Source organism: Cellulosilyticum ruminicola JCM 14822, from assembly GCF_001311925.1.
GTDB lineage: Bacteria > Bacillota > Clostridia > Lachnospirales > Cellulosilyticaceae > Cellulosilyticum > Cellulosilyticum ruminicola.
Map to the genome: position 1 here is coordinate 68551 of NZ_BBCG01000003.1, position 14334 is coordinate 82884.

Genomic DNA, 14334 nt, shown 5'->3' on the forward strand with positions numbered 1-14334 from the left:
CTATTCACCTCGCTTTTTCATATATCTACGTCTAAGTTGACCACATGCTGCATCAATATCTGCTCCTAATGTTCTACGTAATGTAGTAGGCACATGATAGCTTTCTAGTATGCGAATAAAGTTTTCAATACTTGACGTCTTACTACTTTCATAATTTCTCTCTTCAATTTTATTAACAGGAATTAAATTCACATGACAAAGCATGCCTTTTAAAAGCTTACCTAAACTCTTTGCATCTTCTTCTTTATCATTTTCACCGTGAATTAGCGCATATTCAAATGTGACACGACGTCCTGTTTTATCAATATAATATTGACAAGCTTCTAATACTTCTTGAATACTATAACGATAAGCAATAGGCATAATTTGCTTACGCTTTTCATCTGTAGTTGCATGTAAAGACAGTGCTAAATTAATTTGCATGCCTTTATCAGCAAGCTCCTTAATTTGTGGCACAAGCCCACATGTAGATACTGTAATATGACGTTGCCCTATATTCTGTCCCATTTCATGATTAATGAGTGTTAAAAAACGTTCTGTAATATCAAGATATTCTAATGGTTCTCCACTTCCCATAATAACAATATTTGAAATACGTTCCCCTATATCTTGCTGTATAGCATAAATTTGTCCTACCATTTCACCTGGTGTCAGTGGTCTTACTAATCCTTCTAATGTGGATGCACAGAATTTACATCCCATGCGACAACCTACTTGTGAGGAAATACATACTGAGTTTCCATGCTTATAACGCATCAAAACACTTTCTATTATATGTGAATCTGGTAACTCAAACAAGTATTTTATCGTCCCATCTAGCTGTGAATGCAAGTCTTCTACAATGCGTAATGGCACTAATGGATAATCTGCTTGTAACTTTTGTCTTAGTCCTTGTGGCAGATTTTTCATTTCATCATAGCTCCCTACCATTTTTTTGTGAAGCCATTCAAAAAGCTGTTTTGCTCTAAATTTACTTTCGCCATAACCTAGGATAATTTCTTCTAGTTCTTTTAAGTCTTTACTTCTAATATCTTTCATTATTTAAATACCCCTCTTTTTTAGCCCCGCAATAAAGAATCCGTCTGTTCCTGCTATCTGTGGTAAGATTTGAATCATACTTTCCTTCTCAACTTCATCTTGAAGTACTTTAGGTATAGTATCTACTATTTTATTTAATTCTAAACCAAGTTCCCCTGTGATAAAGGCTACCATTTCTTCATTTTCTGCTTTTGAAATTGTACATGTACTATAAACAAGGATGCCTTCTGGTTTAAGATATTTTACAGCTTGTGTTAAAATTGCACGTTGAATCGCTGCAATATCTTCAAGATCTGTGGCTTCTTTATTATAACGAATATCTGGTTTACGTTTCATAATTCCAAGTCCCGAACAAGGTGCATCTACTAAAACACGGTCAAAACTTTGGATAAAGTCTTCATTACATATTGTGCCATCTTGAAGTGTTGGTTTAATAATCGACACGCCCATACGCTCTGCATTTTTAACAATAAGCTCTAGCTTGTGTGGATGAATATCACAACTAATGATTTCACCTTTATCCTGCATAAGTTCAGCCATATGAATAGACTTTCCACCTGGTGCACTACATAAATCTAGTATGCGTTCTCCAGCCTTAGGTGCAATAACTTTCCCTACTAGCATAGCACTTTCATCTTGCACAGTCCATAAGCCTTCTTTAAAAGATGACATATTTTGAATATTATCTACATTCTTCAAATACATTGCTTCATCTAAAAATTCACCAGGCGTAACTGTTACACCTTCAGATTCAAGTCTTTTTAATAACTTCTTCTTTACTTGCTTTTAATGTATTGACACGAATACATACTTGCGCACGTTCATTAAGTGCATTACAAATCGCTTCTACTTTGGCCATATCATAACTTTTAAGCCAAGTTTCAATCATCCATTCTGGTAATGAGTACATGACACTCATATAATGCACTGTTTCTTTTTCTTTTGAAGGATATTTAATATTTTCTCTTTCACGGTCAATTGTACGAAGTACGCCATTGACAAACCCTGAAAGGGCTACAAATTTTCTTTTCTTTGCAATTTTTACAGCTTCATTAATAACTGCTGAAGTTGGTACTTTATCAAGACACATTAATTGATACGCACTCATGCGGAAAAGTACTCTAATAAGCGGTTTCATTTTACGTACTGGTATTTTAGAAAATTGATTAATAATGTAGTCTAATTTGATTTGATATTTTAATGTCCCATATACAACTTCTGTCATAAAACCTTTATCTGGACCTGTAACATTTTTTAACTCATTTTTAAGAGCTAATTGTGCATAGCTTTTATCTCGCTCTATTTCAAGTAGCAAGTTTACCACTTGCTCACGTATATTTTTAGTCATAAAAAAATCCTTTCATACACATTAAAAGACGCTAAAGCAGCGTCTTTTAATCATTATTTCTATTGCTAATAAGTATTAATCTAATCAGTGATAAAACAGATGCCATAGCTGCTGCTACATAAGTAAGTGCAGCTGCATCTAATACTTTTTTGGCACCTACTAACTCATCTGCTGACATAATGCCACTTACTTCAAGGCTTCTAAGTGCACGTTTTGAAGCATTAAATTCTACTGGTAATGTCACAATTGCAAAAAGTGTTGTTATTGCAAATAATAAAATACCAAGTCCTACTAGTGGTCTAAATCCACCAAGTAATAAACCAATCATTACAAGTGGCATAGAAAGCTGACTTGCAAAGTTTGTAACTGGATAAATGGCATGTCTAAATCTTAAGAAAGCATAATCATTGGCATCTTGAATCGCATGCCCAACTTCATGAGCTGCTACGCCTAAAGCTGCAATAGATGTTTCACCATATACAGTTTGAGATAATGCAAGTTCTTTATGAATTGGATCATAAAAATCTGTCATTGAACCACGTACTGGTTTGATAGGAATTGAAATATTATTAATGGCAAGAATACGTCTTGCCGCTTCTTCTCCTGTATAACCTGATAAGCTTCTTACTTTCGAATACTTTGCAAAAGTTGATTGTACCTTCACACTTGCATAAAAAGGTAAAACCAACATGGCAATTGTTATTAAAATATAAGTGCTATTTCCATACCCATAATAAGGATACATATGCTTCACTCCTTATACTATCTGCCTAGTACTGTACCACTTTCAAGGGTATTTCCCTTAATATACTCAGATACTAGCATACGTTTTTTATTTGGCATTTGAATTTCTTCAATAAGTAAACAATTTGTTCCTGTTTGTACAACCATTCCTTCTTTATCTACACGTATAATTGTACCTGGTGCTTTATTTGTTGTTTCTGAAATAGGCTCAGCTTTCCAAACTTTCATAGTGCCACCTTGATAAGATGTAAAGCTACCTGGCCATGGATTTAAACCACGTAATTTGGCATCAATTTTAGAAGCACTTTCATTCCATTTGATTTCACCAAAGGATTTATCAATTATCCCTACATGAGTTGCTTTGGCATCATCTTGTTTTTCACGTTCTTTACCACCAGCTTCAATCATTGGAAGAGCTTCAATTAATGCATTAGCACCTACAATTTTCATTTTGTCATGTAAACTTGCGTAAGTATCATCTTTTTCAATTGGCATTTCACGTTTAAGTAACATATCACCTGTATCCACGCCTTTATCCATATACATAATTGTTACACCTGTTATCGGCTCTTCATTTATAATCGCCCATTGAATTGGTGCAGCTCCTCTATATTTTGGTAAGAGAGATCCATGAATATTAATGCAACCATACTTTGCAATATTTAAAATTGATTCCGGAAGAATCTGTCCAAATGCTACTACCACTATAATATCTGGATTTAAAGATAATATATGGTTATAAAACTCTTCATTTCCTCTAACTTTAACTGGTTGTAAAACTTCGATATCATGTTTAAGTGCCACTTCTTTAACAGGTGTCATTGTTAAAGTTTTTCCACGTCCTTTTGGTTTGTCAGGTTGTGTAACAACTGCACTAATATGATGTCCTTCTTCAATTAATTTTTCAAGTGTTGGTACTGCAAAATCTGGTGTACCCATAAATACAACGTTCATTTAAAAACCTCCTTTAGCTTACTTCTAGGTGTACATTATTCTACTTCAAATAAGTCGCCTTCAACTAAATCGATAAATAATCTACCATTAAGGTGATCATTTTCATGGAGCATTGCTCTTGCCATAAGTTCTTCGCCTTCGATTTCAAATTGATTACCATGACGGTCAAATGCACGTAATTTAACGTAGTTTGGTCTTCTTACTTTACCGTATGTTTTTGGCACACTAAGGCATCCTTCTTCACCAAATTGTTCGCCTGATACTTCAAGTACTTCTGGATTGATGAATTCTACTCTACCTTCTCCGATATCTACGATAAATACACGTTTTAAAATGCCTACTTGTGGTGCTGCAATTCCTACACCATCAGCTTCATACATTGTTTCTGCCATATCATCTAATAATTCCCATAAGTTTTCATCAAATACTTTTACATCTTTTGATGTTTTTCTTAAAAGGTCATCATTTCCTGTTTCTGTTCTAATTGCTCTAATTGCCATAATAATAGCCTCCTCATTTTTTGTCATCTTACTTAAAATTTTACACTCATGTTATATCTATAACATTGTTAACGGGTCAATGTCCCATCCTATTTTAATATTATTGGTTGTTTCACGTCTATAAAATTTATCTAAACAAAACTTGCCATAAATTAAAAGTGAACTACGTTCTTCGCCTATAATAAGCAATCGCCATCTATACACATCGCCTATTTTACTAATTACTGCTACGCTAGGTCCTATAACACGAAATTTCATCATACCCCTTTCACTATAATGACGATAATATGCCGTCAGCTTGTGAACAGTTTGAATAACTTCATTTTCATTAGGCCCTGTAATAAGTAAGGAAAAAATATGTGTATAAGGTGGATATCCCATTGTCTTACGATTTAATAACTCTTGGTGATAAAAAAGTTCCTGCTGATTATTTTTAATAACATCCATTACTATATGTTCTGGTGTATAAGTTTGAATAATCACTTTTCCTTTCATATCCCCACGTCCTGCACGCCCCATTGCCTGGGTTAAAAGCTGAAAAGTTCTTTCATTACTTCTAAAGTCCTGCATATATAAAGACTGATCAGCAGACAAAATACCCACTAATGTAACACCTGGGAAATCATGTCCCTTTGCAATCATTTGCGTACCAATAAGTAAATTAAATTCTCGGCGTCTAAAGGCTTCTAATATTTTAGCATGCCCCTCTTTCCCAGTGGTTGTATCTAAATCCATACGTCCTATACCAAATGCATCAAAATGCTCTTTTAAATAAGCTTCTACTTTTTCAGTACCTGTTCCAAAAAAGCGAATATATTTAGAGCCACACTCTGGACATACTTCAGGTACTTTTTCAGTTTTGCCACAATAATGACATTCTAACACACCTGTAGATAAATGATATGTCATAGACACATCACAATGATTACATTTGACCACATGCCCACAGCTTCTACAATTAATAAAAGTTGAATGGCCACGCCTATTAATGAGGAGCATCACCTGCCCACCCTTTTCGAGCGCTTCTTTAATGCTTTCATATAATCTTCTACTCAGTACTGTATTATTACCCAGTGCAAGTTCCTGACGCATATCCACGATTTCTACACTTGGCATGGTAGCACCTGCTATACGTTTCGTAAGTTTTAAAAGCTCATATTCACCAATTTCACTTAAATAATAGCTTTCCATACTTGGCGTTGCCGTAGCTAAAAGTGTGATGCCACCATTCATTGCCATACGCTTTTTCGCAATATCAATGGCATGATATTTAGGTGGTGTTTCAGATTTATAAGTCGCCTCATGGGCTTCATCTATGACAATCAGCTTTAGATTTTCTAAAGGCATAAATATCGCACTTCTAGGTCCTATAATAATAGATACTTCACCTTTTTTAGCACGTATATAAAGCCTTTGCCTTTCTTTTGCTCCCATACGGCTATGACTTAATGCCACTCTACTTCCAAATCGTTCCTTAAAACGACTTAGTGTTTGCTGGGTTAAGGCAATTTCAGGAACAAGCACTAAGGCTGTTTCACCTTTTTCTATAACATTTTTAATGGCATGTAAAAAGACTTCTGTCTTACCACTTCCTGTAACCCCTTCTAGCAATACCGTATGACTTGTATTGGTCTCACCTAAGTATGTCAAATAACTTACAGCGTGTTCTTGTTCTTCATTTAATACACGAAAAGCTGCTTCATTGATAGGATCTAATAGATATTCTATCTTTTCGAGGTGTTTTTCAATTATTTCATTTTGAATTAATGTTTTAATAGACGAGCGGCTTATGCCCTCTATATTTTCTAATATCTTAAGGGGTATTTTGCCTTTTTCCCTTAAAATATCAATAATTTGTTGTTGCTTTAAAAAAGTTTTCTTATGACCATGGGCATTGCAATAGATTTTGACTTTAATTGCATCTTCAGCTAAATATACAACTTCTTCTGCTTCTTTTTCCATGGCAATAGGTTTCCCCTTAAGCCTGGCGGTAATACAACATCTATAGCTGCGGCGTAACTTGTACCATAATAACTTACAATGAATTCTATAAGTTCTAACTGATGGGCTGATAAAAGCGGCTTCTCATCTATGATTTGCCTTACTGCTTTTATACGAAACTTTGTTTCTTCTCTTGTATCACTTAACCCTAATATATAGCCTACTTGCAAGTGATTATGCATCCCAAATGGTACATAAACTCTTTGTCCTACTTGGATAAAAGGTATTAAGTCTGCTGGTACCTCATAAGTAAATGGTTTATCAATTTCTTCGACCGTCGCAAACTGTATAATAATCTTTGCATAACATGGTGTATGCTGCATCACTAGCTGTTCACCTCTTATCTTTTATACCATATACTTAATAAGCCTGCCAACTGTTAAGATGGCAGACTTATTCTTTGTTTTAATTAAACTTCTGTAAACCCCATAGATCCATCAGCTTGTGCATCTTCAACTTCTTCTGATGCATGGTATTCTTTCATTTGAATTTTACCAGCATAGATTTCATCTACTGCAATAGAAGTAGGTTTTTGTTTTTTAAGTAATTCATTAAGTTCTGCTGCTTCTTTTAATTTAGCTGGATCAATGATTTTTTCACCAGTTTTATCTGCTTCTTTTGTAGCAGCAGCTTGTTCATTAACGATGTCAATGATATTTCTAGCTCTTTTAGCTGTTGCGATAACAATTGAATAACGACTTGTAAGTTTAGAGCTTCCTTCCTCATTTAACTTTGTCATAATTTGTGTATAAGATGGTTGTAACATTTTTATTCCTCCTAGTTATTAATAACTCTTTCTATATCAACTTCGAAGCGAGAACTTCTTAGCTTTTCAGTATAAACAATATGATTAATTTGATCGATAGCATCTGCTAAAGTATCATTAATAATAATATAATCATATTCTTTGTACATAGCTAACTCTTCTTTTGCACGTCCTATACGTTTTGCAATAACTTCTTCTGTTTCAGTACCACGTCCAACAAGACGTTTTTCAAGTTCTGTAAGAGAAGGTGGAATCACAAAAATAAAGACAGCATCATCATAAATTTGTTTAATTTGCTGAGCACCTTGTACTTCTATTTCTAGTATAACATCTTTTCCATTTTTTACACCCTCTTCAATAGGTGCTTTTGGTGTACCATAATAATTACCACAGAAATTTGCGTATTCTAAAAGTGCTTCTTCAGCAATCATATCCTCAAATTCAGATGTTGACTTAAAGTAATAGTGTACACCTTCTTCTTCGCCTTGTCTAGGCATACGTGTTGTTGCTGAAATAGATAACATAAATTGTTCATTTTTAATGAGTTCTTTTACAATCGTTCCTTTACCTGAACCAGATGGCCCAGATATAACGATTTTTAATCCTTCTTTCATGCGCTTCTCCTTTATTCCTTTTGCGTTTCAAGTCTTGTGGCCATTGTCTCTGGCTGCAGAGCGGATAATATTACTTGATCATTATCTGTAATAATTACACCTCGTGTTTTCCGCCCTTGAGTGGCATCAATCAATCTTGCTTCTTCCTTGGCTTGTGCAACAAGACGCTTAATAGGCGCTGAGTCTGCTGAAACAATAGCTACAATACGACCTACTGCCACAATATTACCATATCCTATATTAATAAATTGACTCATAGGTTTCACCTACTCAAGATTTTGAACTTGTTCTCTAATTTTTTCAATTGCATTTTTAAGTTCAACGACATTTTTTGTAATTTCATAGTCATTGGCCTTAGAACCCATAGTATTGACTTCGCGGTTCATTTCTTGCATTAAGAAATCTAATTTACGCCCTACTACTCCGCCTTCATTTAAAATTAAACGTAGCTGGGCAATATGGCTTTTAAATCGTGTAATTTCTTCATCAATGGCACATTTATCAGCAAAAAGTGCCACTTCCATAGCTAATCTACTTTGGTCAACCATGCTACTGTCTTCTAATAAAGTTGCTAATCTATTTTCAAGTTTTACCTTATAGTTTAAAACTACTTGTGGACTTTGTATTTCAATGTATTTAAGATATTTCTCTAAAATAAATATTTTCTCTAAAATATCTTCTTTTAAAGCTTCACCTTCTTTAAGACGCATGCTTAATAAATCTTGAAGTGCACCTTTCACCGCTGTAAATAGTGTTTCTTCAATGCTTTCTAGGTCACCAGCTTTCTTTTGAATACTCATGACATCATTAATCTGCATTAAATCTTTAAGGCTTAAGTCATCTTCAACTTGTACTAAACTTGCAAGTTTTCTTAATCCTTTTACATATTCTGTAGCAAGTGCCTCATTTATAATGACTTCTAAATCTTCTTTTGCCATACTATAGTAGGTCACATTTACTTCAATTTTACCTCTTGTTAAACTACCTTTTAAAAGATTTCTTAACTGCTCTTCTAATGGAATGAGTGTCTTTGGTAATCTTATATTTAAATCACAGTAGCGATGATTCACTGCATTCATCTCTACAATGATCTTTCTTTCATGTTCCTGGGTTTCACATCTACCATAACCGGTCATACTATAAATCATCATTTTCCCCTACTTCCTTGTTTATTTCCAAAGGGATTTTCCAAATAAGGCTTACTTATCGTAGACTTTTATACTCTATTATAACACACATTCCTTTTATTTTCAAAAAAATTATGCTATACTTTCACCATAATTAAAGGAGGACACAAATTATGGCATTAGATGGCATTGTTCTTGCTACTTTAGTAGAAGAATTAAAAGACACCTTAATCGGTGCTCGCATTGATAAAATATATCAAATTGAAAAAGATGAACTCTTAGTTTCTGTACGTAATAATAGTAATGCTTATAAATTACTTCTAACAGCTAATAGCAATTATCCAAGACTTCACCTTTCAACACTTGCTAAAAATAATGAAGCACAACCACCTATGTTTTGCATGATGCTCCGTAAGCATTTAGGTGGAGGTAAAATCTTAGATATCATTCAGCCTGATATGGAGCGTATTGTAGAACTTCATATCGAAGCAACCAATGAACTTGGTGATAAAGAACGCAAACGTTTAATTATAGAAATCATGGGACGTCACAGTAATATTATTTTAACGAAAGCGGATGGTACTATTTTAGATAGTATTAAACATATTTCTTTAGATAAAAGTAGCGTGCGTGAAATACTTCCAAATCGTACTTATGTAAGACCTCCAAGTCAAGATAAACATAATCCTTTAGATGAAAACTTAACACATTTTATAGACACATTAAAATCAAAAGACTTACCACTTTTTAAAGCACTTTATATGAGCTATAATGGTTTAAGTCCTGCCGTAAGTCATTCCATCTGTCTTGCTGCAAATTTAAATAACGATACACGCTCAAATACTTTAAGTGACGAAGAACTTACTCTTCTCTATAATGTTTTCCATGATTTAATGGGGCGCATTCATAGTAATGAAGTTTCTCCACTTATTTATTTAGATGAACAAGAACTCCCTATGGATTTCTATACTTTACCACTTCAGCTTTATGCAAATTACAATTCAAAAGCTTTTGAGAGCATTAGCAGCATGCTTGAATATTACTACTTTGAAAAAAGTACACGTTTTAATGTTTCTCAAAAAACAGCGGATATTAAAAAATTGGTGCATAACTTCTTAGAACGTAATGTACGTAAGCAGCAAATCCAAGAAAAAGCTTTAGATGAATCTGCTAATAAAAAACTTTATAAAATTTATGGTGAACTTTTAACAGCTTATGCACACAGTGTGCCTGAAGGCAGTGAAAGTTTCACTACAATGAATTATTATGAAGAACCTTATGAGGATATTACTATTCCTCTTAATCCACGTAAGAGCCCTATTCAAAATGCCCAAGGGTACTTCAAACTCTATAACAAAGCAAAACGTACAGAAATCGCTGCAACTGAGCAGCTTGAAATCATCAAAGAAGATATTGCTTATTTACAATCTGTACTCCTCTCTTTAGATTTCTTAGAAACTAAAGAAGATATTGCGCAGCTTCGTGAAGAACTTATTACTATGGGCTACCTTAAAAAGCGTAAAGGAAATAATAAACGTAAACAAAATAAAAAAGTTTTACCATTTCTTCAATTTAAAGCTTCTTCAGGCCAAATGATTTATGTGGGTAAAAATAACTATCAAAACGATGAACTCACTATGAAATTTGCAAAATCAAATGATATGTGGTTACACATTAAAGCCGGTCCTGGATCTCACGTTATTATCCGTAGTGAAGGCAGCGAAGGTTTCACAGATGAAACACTTCTTGAGGCTGCTACTTTAGCCGCTTACTATAGCAGCGGAAAACAATCCAGCCAAGTACCTATTGATTATACTTTAAAGAAATTTGTTAAAAAAGTTCCTAACGCAAAGCCTGGTATGGTTATTTATACACAATTTAAAACTTTATATGTCACACCTACTGAAAGTTTTATTAAAAAGCTCACCTTACCAGAATCTACGTAAATACATGTCTTAAAGAACCTATTATGAAAAGTCCCTTTTCATAATAGGTTCTTTTTTGTTCTTACGTATTTTATTTAACTTTTAATAATAAATATATCTAATGTATAAATATAATTATAAAAATGTTTGATTTATTTATATTATTGTGTTACATTATAATAAATTTTTAATAAGTCAGTTATTTAAACTTTTATACATTTAAAATTTCATATTATTGAGAGGTGATTGAATGCAAGAAAATAACAATGCAGTACAAAATGAATTATTAGAAAACCTAAGTCATTTATGTGAAGCAAATAACTTAATTGATTCTGATCTTTTTAATAAGTATTCTGTCAAAAGAGGACTTAGAGATGTGGATGGGCGTGGTGTCCTTGTAGGACTCACAGAAATTGGAGAAGTACATTCTTATATTATGGATGAAGGTGAAATCATTCCTGTACCTGGCCGTTTAAGTTATCGAGGTATTAATATTGCAGATATTACACAAGGTTATTTGAAAGACAAACGTTTTGGCTTTGAAGAAACAACTTATTTATTACTCTTTGGCAAACTTCCTACAGAAAAGGAACTTGCTGATTTCGAAACGCTCTTAGGAAGCTACCGTGGTCTTCCTGATAATTTTGTAAATGATATGATTTTAAATGCACCAAGCAAAGATATTATGAATTCTATTGCCCGTAGCGTCTTAGCACTTTATAGTTATGATGATAAAGCAGATGATATTAGCATTACAAATGTTTTAAAACAATGTGTTTCACTCATTGCATGTTTTCCAACACTAGCTGTCTATGGTTATCAGGCCTATGCACATTATCATAAAAATCAAAGCCTTTTTATTCATCCACCTAGACCTGATTTAAGCACAGCTGAAAATATTTTATATATGTTAAGACCTGATAGTAAATATACAAAATTAGAAGCCACACTTTTAGACTTAGCTCTTATTTTACATGCAGAACATGGCGGCGGAAATAACTCTTCTTTTACGACGCATTTAGTGACTTCCTCTGGTACAGATACTTATTCTGTCATTGCTGCGGCCCTAGGTTCTTTAAAAGGTCCACGCCATGGCGGCGCAAATATTAAAGTGGTTAAAATGCTTGAAGATATGAAAGAACATATTTCTGATTGGTCAAATGATGCTGAGATTGAAGATTATCTTACTAAGCTTTTAAATAAACAAGCCTTTGATAAATCTGGTCTTATTTATGGTATTGGCCATGCTGTTTATTCTATCTCAGATCCACGTGCTGCTATTTTAAAGAACTATGCTGAAAAATTAGCCCATGAAAAAGGGTTGGAAGATGAGTTTAACTTCTATAGTAAGATTGAAGCTTTAGCACCTAATGTAATTGGTAAAATTCGTAAAATGTATAAAGGCGTAAGTGCTAATGTAGACTTTTATTCAGGCTTTGTTTATTCTATGCTCGACTTACCACTTGAACTTTATACACCAATCTTTGCCATTGCACGTATTTCTGGCTGGAGTGCGCATCGTCTTGAGGAACTTGTTAACCGTGGTAAAATCATCCGCCCTGCTTATAAAAGTGTAGCGCCAATGGCGCCTTACATTCCTTTACAACAACGTTCAAATGAATTAGAACAAAATCATGAAGATGCTTTATAAAACTTATAAGACATCCAACAAAAAACCCTATGCTTCTTTTAAGGATGCATAGGGTTTTATTTTATTCTCTTACTTCTAGGCTCCTTTTAAACCATGCCCTAATATAAAAAGAAAGCCAGTCTAGAGACTGTTCATCCATAGTTTAAGTGTTTGATAAACTAGAATTTATAGGAATATTGGCATTCAATTTTTCTAATTAAGATTATAAGTTATTTTACGAAACTATCACTTAAATCCATAAGGATGTCTCCATGCCTATTTTCATCTTTTAGAACACTTTCTATCTCCGGAAAATCCTTAATCATTGGTGCATATGTTTTGGCTGCCCCATATTCACCTTTTGCCATAATCCTAAACAGCAGTTTCCATCCAACTATTTTCTGCAACAATGCAATTACTTTGCCTTTTGTATTCTTGGGACTTAAATTTTCTCCTGTCAAGCTACGAAAAACTGCGGCATGGCGCCCTTCTTCGGCAGCGAGCTGATTTAATACTGCTGCAAATTTAGGATTTTTCATTTTTTTTGTAAGCAACTGATACATAATAACTGCATCAAGTTCTCCTTGCTGTGATTTCAATAGTACTTTTCTTTGTGCCTCTGTCATTTAATTATGCCTCCACGACTTCATTTGTTGATTTCTTTATCTCTAAAAATTATATTGATTTTTTAGTTTAATTATATTCTCTTACTCCTAAATTCATTCTAAGCCATTTATAAATATCTTGATAAACCTCTTCTTTACCTACTTCATTTAATATTTCATGGCGAAGTCCTGAATAAAGTTTTAACTTCATATTAGAAATACCTGCTTTTTTAAAGGCTGTATAAACTTTTTTAACACCTTCTCCTTTATCCCCTACTGGATCTTCTTTACCTGCTACAAATAAAATTGGTAAATCCTTTGGTATTTTAGCAATATTAGATGACTGATTAATAAATTTAAAAGTATTAATAATTGTATTATAGCCATTGATTGTAAAATCAAATTGACAATATTCATCTTTCATATAAATATCTACTGCTTCTTGATTTGTAGCAAGCCAATCGCAGCTTGTACGATTGGGTGCAAAAGCTTTGTTATAGCGTCCAATCGTACACGCTTTCATTAATTTACTACGATAATTAGTTCCTTTTATAGGCTTTAAGAATTTATATACGAGTTCTCCAAACTTAAGCACACTTGCTGATTGATATCCTGTTCCCATAATGATTGCACCATCTACTTTGCGGCCATAAGTCATCAAATAACGTCTTGCCATAAAAGATCCCATACTATGTCCTAATATAAAGTAAGGCACGTTAGGATACAAAGCTTTTGTATACTTTGTCACTTCATATAAATCATTCACCACTGTTTGACTACTATCTTCTGCATTGAAATACCCTAATTCTTCTTTTGAGTGAACAGTTTTACCATGGCCTAAGTGATCATTACCTACAACTAAAATATTTTTGCTATTTAAGTATTTTGCAAAATCATCATAACGTCCAATATGCTCAATCATCCCATGTGAAATCTGTAAAATCGCCTTAACTTCCCCTTCAGGTTTCCATTTCATTACATGTAACTGATTACTACCATTTGTTGATGGAATATAGTTTATTTCTGTTGTACTCATGTTGTTCTCCTTATATGCTGTTACTATTTTATAGATTGTATTTTAA

The 14334-nt window shown here is 33.5% G+C and carries 15 protein-coding genes and 1 pseudogene; 2 read left to right on the plus strand and 14 right to left on the minus strand.

What is annotated here, in order from left to right:
• From rlmN to JCM14822_RS02005, 12 genes and pseudogenes are all read right to left on the minus strand, one after another.
• The gene (gene rlmN, locus JCM14822_RS01950) at nt 1-1038 is read right to left on the minus strand and encodes a 23S rRNA (adenine(2503)-C(2))-methyltransferase RlmN (RefSeq protein WP_054739165.1); all 1038 of its coding nucleotides are present in this window, start codon (nt 1036-1038) and stop codon (nt 1-3) included.
• A gap of 3 nt (nt 1039-1041) precedes the next feature.
• A pseudogene (locus tag JCM14822_RS01955) lies at nt 1042-1755 on the minus strand (methyltransferase domain-containing protein); the annotation flags it as partial.
• Nucleotides 1756-1789: 34 nt separating this feature from the next.
• On the minus strand, nt 1790-2386 hold the full coding sequence (locus tag JCM14822_RS01960) for a transcription antitermination factor NusB (protein ID WP_054739167.1): 597 nt from the start codon (nt 2384-2386) through the stop codon (nt 1790-1792).
• Nucleotides 2387-2432: 46 nt separating this feature from the next.
• Nucleotides 2433-3131, minus strand: a complete 699-nt coding sequence (locus tag JCM14822_RS01965) for a zinc metallopeptidase (RefSeq protein WP_054739168.1) — start codon at nt 3129-3131, stop codon at nt 2433-2435.
• A gap of 17 nt (nt 3132-3148) precedes the next feature.
• Complete coding sequence (gene fmt / locus JCM14822_RS01970; protein ID WP_054739170.1) at nt 3149-4084, minus strand: methionyl-tRNA formyltransferase; 936 nt, start codon at nt 4082-4084, stop codon at nt 3149-3151.
• Nucleotides 4085-4119: 35 nt separating this feature from the next.
• Nucleotides 4120-4584: a peptide deformylase gene (def, locus tag JCM14822_RS01975; RefSeq protein WP_054739171.1), complete on the minus strand. Its 465-nt coding sequence runs from the start codon at nt 4582-4584 to the stop codon at nt 4120-4122.
• A 57-nt stretch (nt 4585-4641) separates the two neighbouring features.
• On the minus strand, nt 4642-6546 hold the full coding sequence (priA, locus tag JCM14822_RS01980; protein ID WP_054739172.1) for a replication restart helicase PriA: 1905 nt from the start codon (nt 6544-6546) through the stop codon (nt 4642-4644).
• On the minus strand, nt 6513-6908 hold the full coding sequence (locus JCM14822_RS01985; RefSeq protein WP_242861373.1) for a primosomal protein N' family DNA-binding protein: 396 nt from the start codon (nt 6906-6908) through the stop codon (nt 6513-6515). The genes priA and JCM14822_RS01985 overlap by 34 nt, the downstream gene beginning before the upstream one ends.
• An 86-nt stretch (nt 6909-6994) precedes the next feature.
• Nucleotides 6995-7351: a DNA-directed RNA polymerase subunit omega gene (rpoZ, locus tag JCM14822_RS01990; protein ID WP_054739174.1), complete on the minus strand. Its 357-nt coding sequence runs from the start codon at nt 7349-7351 to the stop codon at nt 6995-6997.
• Nucleotides 7352-7362: 11 nt separating this feature from the next.
• Nucleotides 7363-7965 carry a guanylate kinase gene (gene gmk / locus JCM14822_RS01995; protein ID WP_054739175.1) on the minus strand — a complete coding sequence of 201 codons (603 nt, stop codon included), beginning with the start codon at nt 7963-7965 and terminating at the stop codon, nt 7363-7365.
• 11 nt (nt 7966-7976) lie between these two features.
• Nucleotides 7977-8222 (minus strand): DUF370 domain-containing protein, encoded by a 246-nt coding sequence (locus JCM14822_RS02000; protein WP_054739178.1) that lies wholly within the window; start codon nt 8220-8222, stop codon nt 7977-7979.
• Between the two features lie 9 nt (nt 8223-8231).
• Entirely contained in the window at nt 8232-9113 is an 882-nt protein-coding gene (locus JCM14822_RS02005; protein ID WP_054739179.1) for a YicC/YloC family endoribonuclease, read from the minus strand.
• 152 nt (nt 9114-9265) lie between these two features.
• Between JCM14822_RS02005 and JCM14822_RS02010 the strand changes: the two genes are divergently transcribed.
• Both JCM14822_RS02010 and JCM14822_RS02015 read left to right on the plus strand, forming a co-directional pair.
• Nucleotides 9266-11038, plus strand: a complete 1773-nt coding sequence (locus JCM14822_RS02010; protein ID WP_054739181.1) for an Rqc2 family fibronectin-binding protein — start codon at nt 9266-9268, stop codon at nt 11036-11038.
• Nucleotides 11039-11267: 229 nt separating this feature from the next.
• On the plus strand, nt 11268-12668 hold the full coding sequence (locus JCM14822_RS02015; protein ID WP_054739183.1) for a citrate/2-methylcitrate synthase: 1401 nt from the start codon (nt 11268-11270) through the stop codon (nt 12666-12668).
• A 209-nt stretch (nt 12669-12877) separates the two neighbouring features.
• Here JCM14822_RS02015 and JCM14822_RS02020 read toward each other — a convergent pair whose 3' ends face one another.
• Entirely contained in the window at nt 12878-13273 is a 396-nt protein-coding gene (locus JCM14822_RS02020) for a ferritin family protein (RefSeq protein WP_054739184.1), read from the minus strand.
• 67 nt (nt 13274-13340) lie between these two features.
• A complete protein-coding gene (locus tag JCM14822_RS02025) occupies nt 13341-14288 on the minus strand; it encodes an alpha/beta fold hydrolase (protein WP_054739185.1) in 948 nt (315 codons plus the stop codon).
• Nucleotides 14289-14334: the final 46 nt, after the last annotated feature.